Below are 15,062 nucleotides of genomic sequence, written 5' to 3'. Positions count from 1 at the left end.
GTGCCGGCGCGGGCGGGGCTGCGGGCGGCGGGATTGGTTCGGCGGGTCCCGCGGGGCCGGTCCCGTGACCCGGGGCCTGGGGACAGGGGGCTCCGGATTCCTCGGTTCGCACGTAGCCGCGGCCCTCGCCGCCCGGCCCGACGTGGCACTCGTCGTGGCCGGCGACGTGCGGGAGCCGCAGCATCCGGTCCACCGCGTCGTGTACGACCGGTGCGACGTGACGCGACCCGGCACCCTCGTGCCGTTGCTGCGCCGGCACGGCATCGATGTCGTCGTCCACCTCGCGGCGATCGTGAACCCCGGGCGCGATCACGAGCTGGAGTACCGGGTCGACGTCGACGGTTCCCGCCATGTGCTCGAGGCGTGCGTCGACGCCGGCGTCAGGCGGGTCGTGGTCTCATCCTCGGGCGCCGCCTACGGCTACCACGCCGACAACCCCGAGTGGCTGCGCGAGACCGATCGAGTGCGCGGGAACGACGAGTTCCCGTACGCACGTCACAAGCGCCTGGTCGAGGAGCTGCTCGCTGAGTACCGCGAGACCCAACCGCAGCTCGAGCAGGTGGTGTTCCGTATCGGCACGATCCTCGGTCCCACCGTGCGCAACCAGATCACCGCGCTGTGGGACGGCCGCGCGATCCTGGCCGTCCGCGGCTCGGACTCGCCGTTCGTGTTCGTCTGGGTCGACGATGTCGCGGCAGCGATGGCCCGCGCCGCGACTGACGGGCCACCCGGCATCTACAACGTCGCCGGAGACGGCCGCCTGACGGTGCGCGAGATCGCCCGGCGTCTGGGCAAGCCCGTCGTCGCCGTTCCCGCGGGGCTGCTCGGCCTCGGCCTCCGGGTCGGGCGTGCGCTGCACCTCACCGTCCACGGCCCCGAGCAGGTCGGCTTCCTCCGCTACCGCCCTGTGCTCGCCAACGACGCACTCAAGGACCGCTTCGGCTACACCCCCGCCAAGACCTCCGCCGAGGCCTTCGACGCCTATCTCGAGACCCACCCCGGCGTCGCCCGCCGCTGACCCGGCGCCGTTTGTCCACCCCGCGCCGTCCGGCCCGTCGTCGGCCACCCGCCCGGTCGCATGGGCCCCCAGTCGCGTGGCGCCCGGTCGCGTGGCGCCGGGTCGCATGAGCGACACAAACTCCTCAAGCCCGGGCCGAATCCCGGGCGCCGACTCCGGACCACGCCGCCGATCCCGCGATTCGGAGGAGTTCCGGCACACGCCGCCGATCCCGCAATTCGGAGGAGTTCCGGCACACGCCGCCATCCCGCGATCTCGAATCCCCCCTGCCGGCACCCCGCCCGCACACCCGCACCGCCGGTCGATCGGCAGCGCCGCTGCTCCCACCTGACACAAACTCCTCAATCCCGGGCGGCAACCCTGGCTCCGGCATCCAACCCGGCCGCCGATGCGGCGCTTCGAAGGAGTTCTGGCAGCGGCTGGACCTTGCGGGTGCGCTCGGAATCGGGGCCCCGGGGTGGCGGGGCGGAGTTGTTGTTGTCGCCTCCTCCCGAGGAGGCCAGATCGAGTGACTCTCCACAGGATGCCTTCCCCGCCCATCCGCGGTCGTCCGGTCGCGGCAGAGTCGACGCATGTCGGGAGTCCGGGAGGCGCCGTGGGGTCAAACCGCCCCCACATTCCTCGGTCTCGCCGCACTCCGACGTGCCGGCATGACGCGAGCGGGCATCGCCCGCTCCGTTGCTTCAGGCACCCTGATCCGCGCGCGGAACGGCCGCTACGTCGTGGGCGGCACCCACCCGGACCTCGAGTTCGTGGCGCGCCTGGGCGGTAGGCTCGACTGCGTCTCGCTGCTTCGCCACCTTGGCGTCTTCGTGCTCGACGGCTCGTCGATGCACATGCAGGTGGATACGGGTGCGAGCAGGTTGCCGACACCACCGTCCGGCGTCGTACGGCACTGGCGCGTGTCACGCGCGCGGCGTGACGCTCTCGTCGCCGACCTGACCGAGGCCCTTGCCCAAGCCGTGCGATGCCAAGGCCCACGGGAGGCCGTCGCCACCCTCGACAGTGCCTGGCATCTCGGTCTCATCGACGACGAAGGTCTTGCGCTCGTCTTCGAACGCCTCCCTGAGCGATACCGGGTGCTGAGATTCCTGCTGGACAGGCGGAGCGAATCCGGCTCGGAGTCACTCATGCGTCTGGTCCTGCGCACGCTGGATTGCCACGTCGACGTCCAAGTCAAGATCCCGGGCGTAGGCAGAGTGGATTTCGTCGTCGACGGCTGGCTCATCATCGAGTGCGACAGTGAGAGGTTCCACTCCACCTGGGAGGCTCAGAAGCGCGACCGACGGCGGGATCTCGCCGCAGCGGCGCGCGGCTACGGCACGATCCGGATCCTCGCCGAGGACATCTTCTACCACCGGGATGAGGTTCGAGCAGCGCTCCAGTCCACGCTGGCTCACCGCACCGCGCTGCGCCGGGCCGGCGCAAGGCGCTGACACGGCACTGACGGCGGCGCACAAACTCCTCATGAAGGAGTGCCGCGTGCACGCAGACGCGTGCCGGGACCGACCTCCGCGGTGAAGCTGAGGAGTTCGGGCGCACCGGCACTCCTGAGCCGACGACGCCTCGACGACCCCGCCCGCTCTCTCAGATCGCAGGGCCGGCGCGACAGCGGCACAAACTCCTCACACACGAGCCGCACCGGCATCACACCGCACCCGAAGACGGGTTTCCGGCGCGACGTTGAGGAGTTCGTGTCGTGCGGGGACGTCGCGTGGCCGCAGACTCGAGAACCCCCGCCCCCCGAAGCCGACGACCCGGATTACGCGCCGAACCCCTCCGCGATGAGGTCGATGAGCTCCTCGCGCTCCTCCACGGGGAGGAAGGCGCCGGCGGCGGCGTTCAGCTGGAACGCCTCCAGGTCGTCGAGGCTGTACTCGAAGGTCTCGGCGAGCAGCGCCAGCTCGCGCGTCAGTGACGTGCGGCTCATGGTGCGGTTGTCGACGTTCACGGTCACCGAGAAGCCGAGCTGGTAGAGAAGGTCGAAGGGGTGGTCCTCGAGGGTGGTCCCCCAGCGCTCGATGGCGCCCGTCTGCAGGTTCGACGACGGCGAGAGCTCCAGCGGGATCTCGCGGTCCCGCACCCACCGCGCCAGGTCGCCGAACTGCACGAGCACCTCTTCCCCGGCGCGCGAGACGACCTCCAGGTCCTCGGCGATGCGCACGCCGTGGCCCAGCCGCAGCGCGCGGCCGTCGATGAGGGCGGAGCGGATGGATTCCAGACCCGCCGCCTCGCCGGCATGCACGGTCGTCGGGAAGAACTCCGACGCGAGGTAGTCGAAGGCGGCACGGTGGTTGGCGGCCGGGAAGCCGTCTTCGGGGCCTGCGATGTCGAAGCCGACGGCGCCGCGCGTGCGCCAGTCGACGGCCAGCCGGGCGATCTCGAGGGAGCGATCGGTGTGCCGCATGGCCGTGATCAGCTGCCCGACGCGGATGTCGTGGCCGCGGCTCTCGGCGGCATCCTCGCCCTCTTCGATGCCCTCCTGCACCGCCTCCACAACCTCGTCCAGCGACAGGCCGCGGGCCAGGTGCTGCTCGGGCGCCCAGCGCACCTCGCCGTAGATGACGCCGTCGGCCGCGAGGTCCTCGACGAACTCGCGCGCGACGCGGGTCAGCCCCTCCCGCGTCTGCATCACCGCGGTGGTGAGGTCGAACGTCTTCAGGTACTCCACCAGCGACCCCGAGTCGCTCTTCTCCGCGAACCAGTCGGCGAGGTCGTCCGGGTCGGACTCGGGCACCTCCAGCCCGATCGCGTCGGCGAGCTCGATGATCGTCGCCGGACGCACGCCCCCGTCGAGATGGTCGTGCAGCGACACCTTGGGCAGGCCGCGGATCGAGAGGCCGTCGAGGATGGCGTCGCCGTGCTGATCGATGGGCATGGGGTTCTCCTCGGTTGCGATCGCGAGAGTGGTGTGATGACGGATGCCGCGGCCGGCGTCGCGCCGGAAACCCGGCGGCTGAACAGTCTAGGCAGTGATGCGTTCCAGGACGAGAGGAGAGCGCGCCGGAGCATCCGGGCCGATCTCCCACGCTCCCTCGAGGGCGTCGAGGGCACGCTCGAACCGGGTGGCATCCTGCCCCAGCAGGGTGAACAGCGGCTGACCGGCGGCCACCTCGTCACCGGGCTTCACGTGCAGGTCGATCCCGGCGGCGTGCAGCACCGGGTCCTGCGCGCGTGCGCGCCCGGCGCCCAGGCGCCACGCGGCGATGCCGAAGGGCAGCGCCTCCATCCGCGTCACGAATCCGGCGTTCGGCGCGGTGACGGTGTGCGTCTCGTTGGGCGCCGGCAGCGCGGCATCCGGATCGCCGTCCTGCGCGCGGATCATGGCGCGCCACGAGTCCATGGCGCGGCCGTCGCGCAGCGCCGCTTCGACGTCGGCGTCGGGCTGTCCGGCGAGGGCCAGCATCTCGCGGGCCAGCGCCACGGTGAGCTCGACGACGTCGGCGGGGCCGCCGCCGGCGAGCACCTCGACCGACTCCCGCACCTCGTTCGCGTTGCCGATCGCCAGGCCCAGCGGCGTGTTCATGTCGGTGAGGAGCGCTGTGGTGGCCACGCCCGAGTCGGTGCCGAGCTCGACCATCGTGCGGGCCAGCTCACGAGCACGGTCGACGTCGCGCATGAACGCGCCGGAGCCGAACTTCACGTCGAGCACGAGCGAGTCGGTGCCCTCGGCGATCTTCTTGGACATGATGCTCGAGGCGATGAGCGGGATCGCCTCGACGGTGCCCGTGACGTCGCGGAGGGCGTAGAGCTTCTTGTCGGCGGGGGCCAGACCCGAGCCCGCGGCGCAGATCACCGGACCGATGTCGCGCAACTGGGCGAACATCTCGTCGTTGCTGAGGGCCGCCCGCCACCCGGGGATCGATTCGAGCTTGTCGAGAGTGCCGCCGGTGTGGCCCAGGCCTCGGCCCGAGAGCTGCGGGACGGCGACGCCGAACGACGCCACGAGGGGCGCGAGAGGCAGCGTGATCTTGTCGCCGACGCCACCGGTGGAGTGCTTGTCGACAGTAGGCTTGCCGAGCCCGGCAAAGCTCATGCGCTCGCCCGACGCGATCATGGCGTCGGTCATGACGCGGATCTCGTCGCGCGTCATGCCGTTCAGGAGCACGGCCATCGCGAACGCGGCCATCTGCGAGTCGGCGACGTAGCCGCGCGTGTATGCGTCTACCATCCAGCGCAGCGCCGGCTCGGGCACCGCGGCGCCGTCACGCTTGGCACGGATGACGTCGACGGCGTCGAAGGGCTCGACAGCGGCAGCGTCGCCCGCCGGAGCCGATTCAGCCGGCCGCGGATCGCTCATCGAGCAGCCTCTTCCAGGTCGCGCGGGCCGAACGCGTCCGGCAGCACCTCGTCGATGGTGCGGATGCCGGAGACCGTCTCGAGCAGCATGCCCGGGATCGCGAACTCGTACAGCAGCTGGCGGCAGCGGCCGCACGGCATGATGGTGTCGCCGTGGCCGTTGACGCACACGAACGCCACGAGCCCGCCCCCGCCGGAGTTCTGCAGCTCGCTGACGAGCCCGCACTCGGCGCACAGGCCCACGCCGTACGACGCGTTCTCGACGTTGCAGCCGGTCACGATCCGTCCGTCGGTCACGAGCGCAGCGGCGCCGACCTTGTAGCGGGAGTATGGGGCGTACGCCCGCTCCATCGCGTCGGTGGCGGCGGCGCGCAGCTCATCCCAGTCGATATCGGTCACCCGAGCTCTCCGTTCCGTCGAGGATTCACAGTGGTCATGCGCGCAACACGGGACCCCGGCATCCGTCCGAACGGACCGGCATGGGAAGGGTCTGCGGCAGATCCGGATGCCGCGACGCGGCATCCGTCTCTCATCTGGGCGGCGGCGGGCACCGTCATCCCTTGATGTACGGCTTGCCCGCGGCGGCGGGCCCGCGGATCTGGCCCGCGAAGCCGGCGACGGCGAGGATCGTGACGATGTACGGCAGCATCGCCATGAACTCGACCGGGATCGGGGTCTCGAGCACCGAGAGCAGGTTGCGCAGGTTGGTGGCGAAGCCGAACAGCAGTGCGGCGAAAGTCGCACGGATGGGATCCCATCGCCCGAAGATCACCGCCGCCAGGGCGATGAAGCCGAGGCCGGCCGTCATGTCCTTGGTGAACTGCGGCACCGACACGAGCGTGAAGTACGCGCCGCCGATGCCGGCGATGGCGCCCGCGAGCGAGACGTTCCAGAACCGCGTGGTGTTGACCTTGATGCCGACGGTGTCGGCCGCCTGCGGGTGCTCGCCGACCGCGCGCAGCCGCAGCCCCCACCGCGTGCGGTACAGACCCCACGCCACCAGCGCGACGGTGACGTACATGAGGTAGCCGATGAAGGTCTGGTTGAACAGCACCGGGCCGATGATCGGGATGTCGCCGAGCAGCGGGATCTTGAACCGCTCGAAGACGACGGCGGTGTTCAGGCTGCGCTCGTTGGGCACGAGGAGGGCCCCGTACAGGAAGCCGGTCAGACCGGCCACCAGCACGTTGAGCACGACACCGACGATGACCTGGTCGACGAGGTACTTGATGGAGAACGCCGCGAGCACGAACGCGACCAGCACGCCGCCGATCATCGCGCCCAGCAGGCCGACGAACGGGTTGCGGGTCATGCTCGACAGCAGGGCCGCCACGAACGCGCCGAAGAGGAACTGACCCTCGATGGCGACGTTGACGACGCCCGACCGCTCGCCGATCACACCGCCGAGGGCGCCGAAGATCAGCGGGATCGACAGCGACACGGCGCCGAACAGGAGGCCCGTGACCGGCACGAGGCCGTCCGCGGACGCCCACACCAGGAAGGCGAAGACCCCGAGCACCCCGTACACGATGGGCAGCCACGGTCCGGGGCGCCGGTAGGCGTACGCCGCCCACAGCGCGTACGCCGTGAGCAGGACCAGGACGACCCAGACGGCCCAGCTCGTCGCGGCCGTCGGCACCGAGACGGTGGGCAGGTCCAGGGCCGACCGCGCATCGCCGAGCCGGAACCTGCTCTCGCCGGTGCGCGGCGCGAACAGGAACAGGAGCCCGAGCAGCACCGTGACGATGCTCAGCGACACCGCCAGCTTGTAGTGGCGCAGCTTCACGGGTGCGGCCGTCGCGGCGGCGGGGCCGGGGTGGCAACGGTGGCGCTCATGCCGACACCGCCTTCTCGTTCGAGGGCTCGACAGGTCGCTTGGCCGCCTTGGCGCGGGCCTTCGCAGCCTTCTCGGCGTCGGACTTGGGCAGGAAGAAGATGGTGCGCACCAGCGGCGGCGCCGCGATGAACAACACGATCAGCGACTGCACGACCAGGACGATGTCGACGGGGATGCCCTGCGATGCCTGCATCGTGAAGCTGCCCGCCTTCAGCGCGCCGAACAGGATGCCGGCGGCGAAGGTGCCCCATGCGCGGCTGCGTCCGAGGAGGGCCACGGTGATGGCGTCGAACCCGATGCCCGCGTCGATGAACGCATCGAAGCCGCTGACGACCGAGCCCTGGATCTGGTTCATCGCCGCCAGGCCCGAGAGCCCTCCGGCGAAGAGCATGGCGTAGATGTACATGCGCGGCACCGAGATGCCGGCGGCGCGTGCGGCGTGCGGGTTCTCCCCCACGGCGCGCAGCCGGAAGCCGAGGCTGGAGCGCTCGATGAGCCACCACACGAACACCGTCGCGGCGATGACGATCACGAAACCCCAGTCCAGGAGCGGGAACCGGGGCCCGAGCAGGTCGGGGAACTGCGCACTGGCGGGCGTCGGGTTCGAGATCGGCTGGTTGCCGGCCGTCTGCTGCAACAGCCCCGGAGTGCGCACCAGCCACATCACGAAGTACAGCGCGACGTAGTTGAGCATGATCGTGAGGATCACCTCGTGTGCGCCGGTGCGGGCCTTCAGCAGACCCACGATGCCACCCCAGATCGCGCCGCCGGCGATCCCGGCGGCCAGCGTCAGCGGCAGCTGGATGAACATCGGCAGGTCGAGCTGGAAGGTCAGCAGTCCGGCCGTGGCGGCGCCGATGAGCATCTGCCCGCGACCACCGATGTTGAAAAGGCCCACGCGGAACGCCAGGGCGACACCGAGGCCCGCGGCGATCAGCGGTGCCGCGAAGCCGAGCGTGTTCGTCAACGGCCGGATCTGCGTGGCGAAGTCGTTGGCGCGCGCATTGAAGATCGACCCGCGGAAGAGCGCCTCGTAGCCGCCGTACACGGCGTTCCAGATGGCGACGAACGTGTCGCCGGGACGGGCGAAGAAATAGCCGGATGCCGTGCGCACATCCTCGTCGGTGAACGCGATGAGGATGCCGCCGACGATCATGGCGGCGACGATCGCGAGGATCGTGGTGACGGCGCTGCCGCGCAGCAGCTCCTTGATGAAGACGTTCTGCCGCGGCGGCGGGGGGACCTGCCCGTCGGCGGCGCCGGCCGCAGCGGGCGTGGACGCGCCCAGGTCGGGGGAACCGGTGAGCGGTCCCGAGACGGAGGGCAGCTGCTCGGGCGGCAGGCCGCGGGTGGGCTCGGGCGTTCCGGCGCCGGGCGCCGAGGATTCGTCGTTCACGCGGCGACTCCGCTCTCGGGCGATTCGCCCGCCATCATCAGGCCCAGCTGGTCGCGAGGCGTGTCGCTGGGCACGATCCCGACGATCGCGCCGCGGTACATCACGGCGATCCGATCTGCGAGGGCGACGACCTCGTCCAATTCCGTGGACACCACCAGCACCGGCACGCCGGCGTCGCGGGTCTCGACGATGCGTTGGTGGATGAACTCGATGGAGCCGACGTCGACGCCGCGCGTGGGCTGGGCGGCGACGAGCAGCGACAGGTCACGGCTCATCTCGCGGGCGATGACCACCTTCTGCTGGTTGCCGCCGGACAGCGTGCCTGCGGGGACGTCGGCGCCCTGCGTGCGGATGTCGTACTCGGTGATGCGCGCCCGGGCGAACTCGTCGAGCGCGGCCCGGCGGATGGTCCCGCCGCGCACGAAGTCGGCGTCACCGGAGCGGTCGAGGATGAGGTTCTCGGCCACGGTGAAGGCGCCCACGAGGCCGTCCTCGGTGCGGTCCTCGGGCACGAAGCCGACGCCCTCGTCGAGGATGCTCCGGATGCTCCTGCCGACCAGCTCGACTCCGTCGAGCCGCACGGACCCGCTCACCCTCTCGCCGAGGCCGACGATCGCCTCGACGAGCTCGGTCTGCCCGTTGCCCTGCACGCCCGCGACGGCCAGCACCTCGCCGGGTCGGATGTCGAAGCTCACGTCGTCGACGACGACGGCGCCCTCCGACGTGATGACGCGCAGGTCGCTGACCTGGAGTCCGCCCTCGCCGATCTTCGGCGGGTTCTTGTGCACCGTCAGCTCCACGGCGCGTCCCACCATGAGCGATGCCAGCTCGGCGTTGGACGCGGTGGGCGACGCCTCGCCGACGACCTTGCCGAGCCGGATGACCGTGATGCGGTCGGCGACCGCGCGCACCTCGCGGAGCTTGTGGGTGATGAAGACGATCGACGTGCCCTCGTCGCGCAGCTGGCGCATGATCGCCATGAGCTCATCGGTCTCCTGCGGCGTGAGCACGGCCGTGGGCTCGTCGAACACGAGCACCTTCGCATCGCGTGCGAGCGCCTTGATGATCTCGACGCGCTGCTGCACGCCGACCGGGAGGTCGCCGACGACCGCGTCGGGATCCACCTCGAAGCCGAAGCGGGCGGCGACGTCGCGCACGTGCTGTCGTGCGGCGGCGAGGTCGAGGGCGCCCAGGGCCTTCGTGTCCTCGTGGCCGAGCATGACGTTCTCGGCCACGGTGAAGACGGGGATGAGCATGAAGTGCTGGTGCACCATGCCGATGCCCGCGGCCATGGCGTCGCCGGGGCCGCGGAAGTGCTGGACCACGTCGTCCAGCAGGATCTGACCCTCGTCGGCCTGATAGAGCCCGTACAGGACGTTCATCAGGGTCGACTTGCCGGCGCCGTTCTCCCCCAGGAGAGCGTGGATCTCGCCCGGCTGGACCACGAGATCGATGTGGTCGTTCGCCACGAGAGACCCGAACCGCTTCGTGATTCCACGGAGCTCGAGCTTCATACTGTGCACCTTAGCGATTGAGTGAGCGGGCGAGGAAGGACCGCGGCCGGGCGGATGAGGCATCCGCCCGGCCGCAGCCCGTCATCGCTCGGATTACGGCGAGCTGGGCGAGGTGACCTCGAGCTCACCGGAGATGATCTGCTCCTTCAGGGCGTCGAGCTCGTCGACCAGGCCGTCGGGCAGCTGCGACTCGAAGTCGTGGAACGACGACAGTCCGACGCCGTCGTTCTCCAGCGTGCCGACGTACGGGGTGACGTCGAACTCGTCAGCGGCCGCCTGCATGGTGGCCTCGTACACGGCCGTGTCGATGCGCTTCATGATCGAGACGAGCACCAGGTCGGCCACGGACGGGTCGGCCACGGCGAGGTCGGAGTCCACACCCAGCATCACGGCGCCGTTGTCGGTGTCGCGGATGGCCTGCGCGGCGCTCTGGTAGATCGGACCGCCGACGGGCAGGAGCACGTCCACGCCCTGGTCGAGCGCGGTCTGCATGGCCTGCTTGGAGTCGTCGTTCGCCTCGAAGTTCTGCGTGAACTGACCGGTCTGGCCGGCGACGTCCCACCCGTAGGTGGCGACGCTGGCGCCCTTGTCCTCGTTGTACTTCTCGACGCCGTCGATGAAGCCGTCCATGAAGATCGTCACCGGCGGGATCGGGATGCCGCCGACCGTGCCGACGCTGTTCACGCCCGAAGCGGCCGACCATGCCGCCGCGGCGTAACCGCCGAGGTAGGCGGCCTGGACCGTGTCGAACATGAGCGGCTTGATGTTGGGGGCGTCGGTCTCGCCGTCGCCGTCCGCGTCCGCCCAGTCGTCGATGATGGCGTACTCGATGTCGGGGTTGGCGTTGGCCGAGGCGATCGTGTCGGCCGACAGCTTGAAGCCCACCGAGACGATGAACGTGCAGCCCTCGGCGACGAGGTTCTCGAGGTTCGGCGCGTAGTCGTTCGCCGACTCCGACTCGACGTCGATGAGGTCGACGCCCAGCTCGTCGGCGGCCTTCTGCATGCCCTCCAGGGCCGACTGGTTGAACGACTTGTCGTTGAAGCCACCGTCGTCGGAGACGATGCACGGGGTGAAGCCCTCGACCGCGGGTCCGGCGTCGCCGCCGTCGGTCGGGCTCGTCTCGGGCGCGGAGCCGCAGCCCGCGAGGGCCAGCAGAATGCCCGCGGCGGCTGTGACGCCGACGAGCTTCTTGGTGCGTGAGATGGTCAACTCAGCCTCCACAGGATTCGCCCCGCGTCCTTCACGGGGACTGCACAAAGTTACCCACTGTGACGCCGGGCTTGCATGCTCGTCAGCCCCCCGTGCGCGAAAGGTTACAAAGACGCAATATCCCGCTCAGATGAGCAGCCGATCGGGGAAAACGGATGCCGCGGCCCGCGGCATCCGTTCACAGCACCTCGCCGCGACCGCTGAGCTTCAGTGCGTCGACCACGCCCTTCACCCGCTGGGCGTGCTCGCTCGTGGTGACCAGCAGCGCGTCGTCGGTGTCGACGACGACGATGTCGCGCACGCCGATGACGCTGATGACGCGGCGCGTCTGGCTCACGACGATGCCGCTCGCGGCGTCCGAGAGCACCCGCGCGTTCTCGCCGAGGATGGCGAGGTCGTTCTTGCGTCCGCCCGAGTTCAGCTTGGCGAGGCTCGCGAAATCCCCCACGTCGTCCCAGTCGAAGTGGCCGGGGATCACGGCGAGCCGGCCCTTCTGCGCCGCGGGCTCGGCGACGGAGTAGTCGATGGCGATCTTGGTGAGCGTCGGCCACACGCGGTCGACGACGGGTCCGCGCTTGTCGCGGTCGTCCCACGCCTCGGCGAGATCCATGAGGCCGGCGTACAGCCCGGGGTCGCTCTCGGCGATCTCGCCGAGGAGCACGTCGGCGCGGCTGATGAACATGCCGGCGTTCCACAGGTAGTTGCGGTCGGCGAAGTACTCCTTCGCCGTCTCGAGGTCGGGCTTCTCCACGAAACTCGCCACGAGCGCGGCCTCGGGCGCGCCGTCGACGGTGAGCGCATCGCTCTTCCTGATGTAGCCGAAACCCACAGACGGCTCCGACGGCTGGATGCCGATCGTGCAGATGTAGCCCTCCCGCGCGGTCGCGACCGCCTGGCGCACCGCCCAGTCGAACAGCTGGGGCACCCGGATCACGTGGTCGGCGGCGAACGAGCCGATGATCACGTCGGGCTCGCGCCGGGCGAGGATCGCCGCGGCCAGGCCGATCGCGGCGGTGGACTCGCGCGGCTCGGACTCGAGGAACACGTTCCTGTCGGGGATGCCGGGAAGCTCCTTCTCCACGGCCGCGCGGTGCGCACGGCCGGTGACGACGGCGATGCGGTCGTGTCCGGCCAGCGGCTCCAAGCGGTCCCACGTGTCGCGCAGCAGCGTGCGACCGGAGCCCGTCAGATCGTGCAGGAACTTCGGCGCGTCGGCCCGCGAGAGCGGCCACAGCCGGCTGCCGATACCGCCCGCGGGGATCACGGCGTAGAAGTCGTCGATGGGTCCGGACATGGCACCCAGGTTATCGGCGTCGTCTCGATATGCGCGTCGGCTCTGGACCGGCCGGCACGACGGCGGCGGGCGCCGACGCCCGCCGCCGTCGATTCGGTCAGTGCCTTCTGGGCGAGATCCCCGGTGTCGCTTCCCGCAGTGACTGGAGCATCGCGTCGAAGGCCGGCTTTGGAGAGAAGTCGTCCTCGAAGATCGTGGCCCAGCCCTCTCCAGGGAAGACCCCGGGAACCCAGGACTTCGAGTCGGGGAAGCCCCACACGGTGAAGGATCTGCACGCCGTCACGTTGAGGCATGCCTCGAGCATCGCGTCGTAGCGCTCGGCCTGCAGGGCGACCTGCTCGGGTGTCGGACCGGTCTGGCCCGGCAGCAGCGGGATCCGGACGTCTGCCTCGGTCACAGCGACCTGGAGCCCGAGCGCCGCGAATCGCTCGAAGTTGGCCTGCATCGAGGTGTCGAAGCCGTACAGCAGGCTGAGGTGCCCTTGGGCACCGAATCCGCTGAGGGGCACACCATCGGCCAGCAGCTGCTGCGCGATGTCGTAGTAGGCGTCGGTCTTCTCGTTGATGCCTTCGGCGTTGTAGTCGTTGAGGAACAGCGCCGCCTCGGGGTCGGCCTCGTGCGCCCAGCGGAACGCGTCCCCGATGAGCGAGACGGGTTCATCCGCGCAGGCCTTGAGGAACGGATTGGCCTCGGTGCGCAGCCGCACGCCGCCGGCATCCCAGGTGTCCTGGAAGATCTCGTTCGCGACGTCCCACTCGTAGATCCGCCCCTTGAAGTGGCCGACGACCGTGCGGATGTGATCCTCGAGCACATCGCGGGCCTGAGCGCATGTCCAGGTCTGACTCGCCTCGGTCACCCACGCGGGGTTCTGGCTGTGCCAGAGCAGCGTGTGGCCGCGGACCTGCTGGTGGTTCGCCCGGGCGAACGCCACGAGCGCGTCCGCGGAGGCGAAGTCGTAGACGTCGGGCGCGGGGTGGATGGCGTCCCACTTCATGTCGTTCTCGGGAGTGAGGGACGAGAACTGTGCGCCGAGGACGCGCTGGAACGGGGTCGGGGCGGACGGGTCGTAGTCCACGAGGTCCCGCGCACCCCATACGGCGCTGCCGACGGCGAGATCACGCGGGGCCTGGTTGCGGAGCGTGTTCTTGTCGGAGTGGCTGAACCCCGGCGGCTCCGCGTTCGCGGCCGTCGTGGCGCACAGCGGCAGCACCAGGGCGGCGGCAGCAGCGGCCACCAGAAGCGATCGGGTCGGTCGGCGCATGGAGAACTCCTGACATCTTCGTCGGTGGATATGCGGCGTGGGGAGCGCATATGTTCTTCTCTCCCGCAACGCTAGGTGGGGGTCTTGAAGCGGGCAAAAGGTTTCGGAGAGTTTTCAAGAATGTCGGTTCTTGCCGCCCGTGAAGATCCCTCCGGAAGAGGGGACGGTAAGGGTCCCCTTCGTCGCCCGTCCGCGCGGAGCGGGAATAGGATGGTCGCAGCGCCCGCGTGACGCCGATGGCCCGAAGCGCACCGTTCCGGGCCTTCTTCGGGGGCCGTCCTCACAGTCTGAGGTCCGCCCCGTCGTGTTTCGATCCAGGGAGGACGGACGTGTCTGCACCAGCACGCGTCACACCGTCGGTATCCGAGACCACTTCCCGAGTCCCCCGCGGCACCCTGTACCGCGGGAACGAAGGCATGTGGTCGTGGGTGCTGCACCGCATCACCGGCGTCGCCATCTTCTTCTTCCTTCTCGTGCACATCCTCGACACGGCGCTCATCCGGGTGTCGCCCGAGGCGTATGACGCCGTCATCGGCACGTATAAGAACTGGATCATGGCCCTGGGCGAGGTCGCCCTCGTCGGGGCGATCGCGTACCACGCGTACAACGGCCTGCGCATCATCGCGGTCGACATGTGGTCGTGGGCGACCCGCCACCAGCGCCAGCTGTGGTGGGGCGTGCTGGGACTGTGGGTCGTCACCATGCTGGGCTTCGTGCCCCGACACCTGATGTTCGCGTTCGGAGGGGGGCACTGATGGCGACCATCGCAGAGCCGCGCAGTCCTCGCGTCGCCGTCCGGCGCAAGGGGCCGAACCTCGAGAAGTGGGGCTGGATCTACATGCGCGCCTCCGGCGTGCTGCTGGTCGTCCTCATCTTCGGCCACCTGTTCGTCAACCTCATGGTGGGCGAGGGCATCCACGGCATCGACTTCGCGTTCGTCGCCGGCAAGTTCGCCTCGCCGTTCTGGCAGTGGTGGGACGTGCTCATGCTGTGGCTCGCGCTCATCCACGGTGCGAACGGCATGCGGACGATCGTCAACGACTACGTGACGCACAACGGCACGCGGCGCGTGCTGGTGTGGGCGCTGTGGCTGGCCGCCGCGTTCCTCATCGTGCTCGGCACGCTGGTCGTCTTCACCTTCGACCCGTGCCTCGGGTTCGACCCCGAGACGGCATCCGGCGTCATCAGCGACATCTGCAGCGCCCAGGGCTGAGCGCGCACCTCCGGCAAC

At 69.8% G+C, this 15,062-nt stretch carries 14 protein-coding genes; 5 read left to right on the top strand and 9 right to left on the bottom strand.

Annotated features, from left to right (window positions below; all coding sequences use genetic code 11):
- Nucleotides 1–1,018, top strand: a 1,018-nt coding sequence (locus tag C9992_RS17800) for an SDR family oxidoreductase (protein WP_235008322.1), incomplete at its 5' end; no start/stop codon positions are given.
- Between the two features lie 572 nt (nucleotides 1,019–1,590).
- Nucleotides 1,591–2,454 carry a hypothetical protein gene (locus C9992_RS17795; RefSeq protein ID WP_235008321.1) on the top strand — a complete coding sequence of 288 codons (864 nt, stop codon included), beginning with the start codon at nucleotides 1,591–1,593 and terminating at the stop codon, nucleotides 2,452–2,454.
- A gap of 326 nt (nucleotides 2,455–2,780) precedes the next feature.
- On the opposite strand, the gene C9992_RS17790 is transcribed toward C9992_RS17795, so the two are convergent.
- The 3 genes from C9992_RS17790 to C9992_RS17780 all read right to left on the bottom strand — a co-directional run bounded on the left by C9992_RS17790 (nucleotide 2,781) and on the right by C9992_RS17780 (nucleotide 5,716).
- Nucleotides 2,781–3,896 carry an adenosine deaminase gene (locus tag C9992_RS17790; protein ID WP_106816977.1) on the bottom strand — a complete coding sequence of 372 codons (1,116 nt, stop codon included), beginning with the start codon at nucleotides 3,894–3,896 and terminating at the stop codon, nucleotides 2,781–2,783.
- Nucleotides 3,897–3,983: 87 nt separating this feature from the next.
- The gene (locus tag C9992_RS17785) at nucleotides 3,984–5,318 is read right to left on the bottom strand and encodes a thymidine phosphorylase (protein ID WP_106816976.1); all 1,335 of its coding nucleotides are present in this window, start codon (nucleotides 5,316–5,318) and stop codon (nucleotides 3,984–3,986) included.
- Nucleotides 5,315–5,716 (bottom strand): cytidine deaminase, encoded by a 402-nt coding sequence (locus C9992_RS17780; RefSeq protein ID WP_106816975.1) that lies wholly within the window; start codon nucleotides 5,714–5,716, stop codon nucleotides 5,315–5,317. Before C9992_RS17780 ends, C9992_RS17785 begins: the two co-directional genes overlap by 4 nt.
- Before the next feature lie 36 nt (nucleotides 5,717–5,752).
- Between C9992_RS17780 and C9992_RS18550 the strand changes: the two genes are divergently transcribed.
- A complete protein-coding gene (locus C9992_RS18550) occupies nucleotides 5,753–5,881 on the top strand; it encodes a hypothetical protein (protein ID WP_327317992.1) in 129 nt (42 codons plus the stop codon).
- Here C9992_RS18550 and C9992_RS17775 read toward each other — a convergent pair.
- From C9992_RS17775 to C9992_RS17750, 6 genes are all read right to left on the bottom strand, one after another.
- A complete protein-coding gene (locus tag C9992_RS17775; protein WP_106816974.1) occupies nucleotides 5,871–7,103 on the bottom strand; it encodes an ABC transporter permease in 1,233 nt (410 codons plus the stop codon). The genes C9992_RS18550 and C9992_RS17775 overlap by 11 nt on opposite strands.
- A 46-nt stretch (nucleotides 7,104–7,149) precedes the next feature.
- The gene (locus C9992_RS17770; protein WP_200826379.1) at nucleotides 7,150–8,550 is read right to left on the bottom strand and encodes an ABC transporter permease; all 1,401 of its coding nucleotides are present in this window, start codon (nucleotides 8,548–8,550) and stop codon (nucleotides 7,150–7,152) included.
- Nucleotides 8,547–10,064 (bottom strand): ABC transporter ATP-binding protein, encoded by a 1,518-nt coding sequence (locus C9992_RS17765; RefSeq protein WP_106816973.1) that lies wholly within the window; start codon nucleotides 10,062–10,064, stop codon nucleotides 8,547–8,549. Before C9992_RS17765 ends, C9992_RS17770 begins: the two co-directional genes overlap by 4 nt.
- A 93-nt stretch (nucleotides 10,065–10,157) precedes the next feature.
- Entirely contained in the window at nucleotides 10,158–11,276 is a 1,119-nt protein-coding gene (locus C9992_RS17760) for a BMP family lipoprotein (protein WP_106816991.1), read from the bottom strand.
- 178 nt (nucleotides 11,277–11,454) lie between these two features.
- Nucleotides 11,455–12,570, bottom strand: a complete 1,116-nt coding sequence (locus C9992_RS17755) for a mannose-1-phosphate guanylyltransferase (RefSeq protein ID WP_106816972.1) — start codon at nucleotides 12,568–12,570, stop codon at nucleotides 11,455–11,457.
- 97 nt (nucleotides 12,571–12,667) lie between these two features.
- The gene (locus C9992_RS17750) at nucleotides 12,668–13,831 is read right to left on the bottom strand and encodes an endo-1,4-beta-xylanase (protein WP_106816971.1); all 1,164 of its coding nucleotides are present in this window, start codon (nucleotides 13,829–13,831) and stop codon (nucleotides 12,668–12,670) included.
- A gap of 329 nt (nucleotides 13,832–14,160) precedes the next feature.
- On the opposite strand from C9992_RS17750, the gene sdhC reads away from it, so the two are divergent.
- Nucleotides 14,161–14,586, top strand: coding sequence for a succinate dehydrogenase, cytochrome b556 subunit (gene sdhC, locus C9992_RS17745; protein ID WP_106816970.1), 426 nt, complete (start codon nucleotides 14,161–14,163; stop codon nucleotides 14,584–14,586).
- Nucleotides 14,586–15,044, top strand: a complete 459-nt coding sequence (locus tag C9992_RS17740; protein WP_106816969.1) for a succinate dehydrogenase hydrophobic membrane anchor subunit — start codon at nucleotides 14,586–14,588, stop codon at nucleotides 15,042–15,044. Before sdhC ends, C9992_RS17740 begins: the two co-directional genes overlap by 1 nt.
- Nucleotides 15,045–15,062 lie beyond the last annotated feature (18 nt).

This window comes from Microbacterium timonense (assembly GCF_900292075.1).
Classification (GTDB): domain Bacteria; phylum Actinomycetota; class Actinomycetes; order Actinomycetales; family Microbacteriaceae; genus Microbacterium; species Microbacterium timonense.
The sequence above is the reverse complement of the archived record's forward strand: the minus strand, read 5'-3'. Positions and strand labels throughout refer to the sequence as shown.

Excerpts from the sequence above, each read along its gene's own strand:
- C9992_RS17790 (WP_106816977.1), bottom strand. The coding sequence starts at position 3,896 with ATGCCCATCGATCAGCACGGCGACGCCATCCTCGACGGCCTCTCGATC.
- C9992_RS17785 (WP_106816976.1), bottom strand. The coding sequence starts at position 5,318 with ATGAGCGATCCGCGGCCGGCTGAATCGGCTCCGGCGGGCGACGCTGCC.
- C9992_RS17795 (WP_235008321.1), top strand. The coding sequence starts at position 1,591 with ATGTCGGGAGTCCGGGAGGCGCCGTGGGGTCAAACCGCCCCCACATTC.
- C9992_RS17765 (WP_106816973.1), bottom strand. The coding sequence starts at position 10,064 with ATGAAGCTCGAGCTCCGTGGAATCACGAAGCGGTTCGGGTCTCTCGTG.
- C9992_RS17740 (WP_106816969.1), top strand. The coding sequence starts at position 14,586 with ATGGCGACCATCGCAGAGCCGCGCAGTCCTCGCGTCGCCGTCCGGCGC.
- C9992_RS17755 (WP_106816972.1), bottom strand. The coding sequence starts at position 12,570 with ATGTCCGGACCCATCGACGACTTCTACGCCGTGATCCCCGCGGGCGGT.
- C9992_RS18550 (WP_327317992.1), top strand. The coding sequence starts at position 5,753 with ATGCGCGCAACACGGGACCCCGGCATCCGTCCGAACGGACCGGCATGG.
- C9992_RS17750 (WP_106816971.1), bottom strand. The coding sequence starts at position 13,831 with ATGCGCCGACCGACCCGATCGCTTCTGGTGGCCGCTGCTGCCGCCGCC.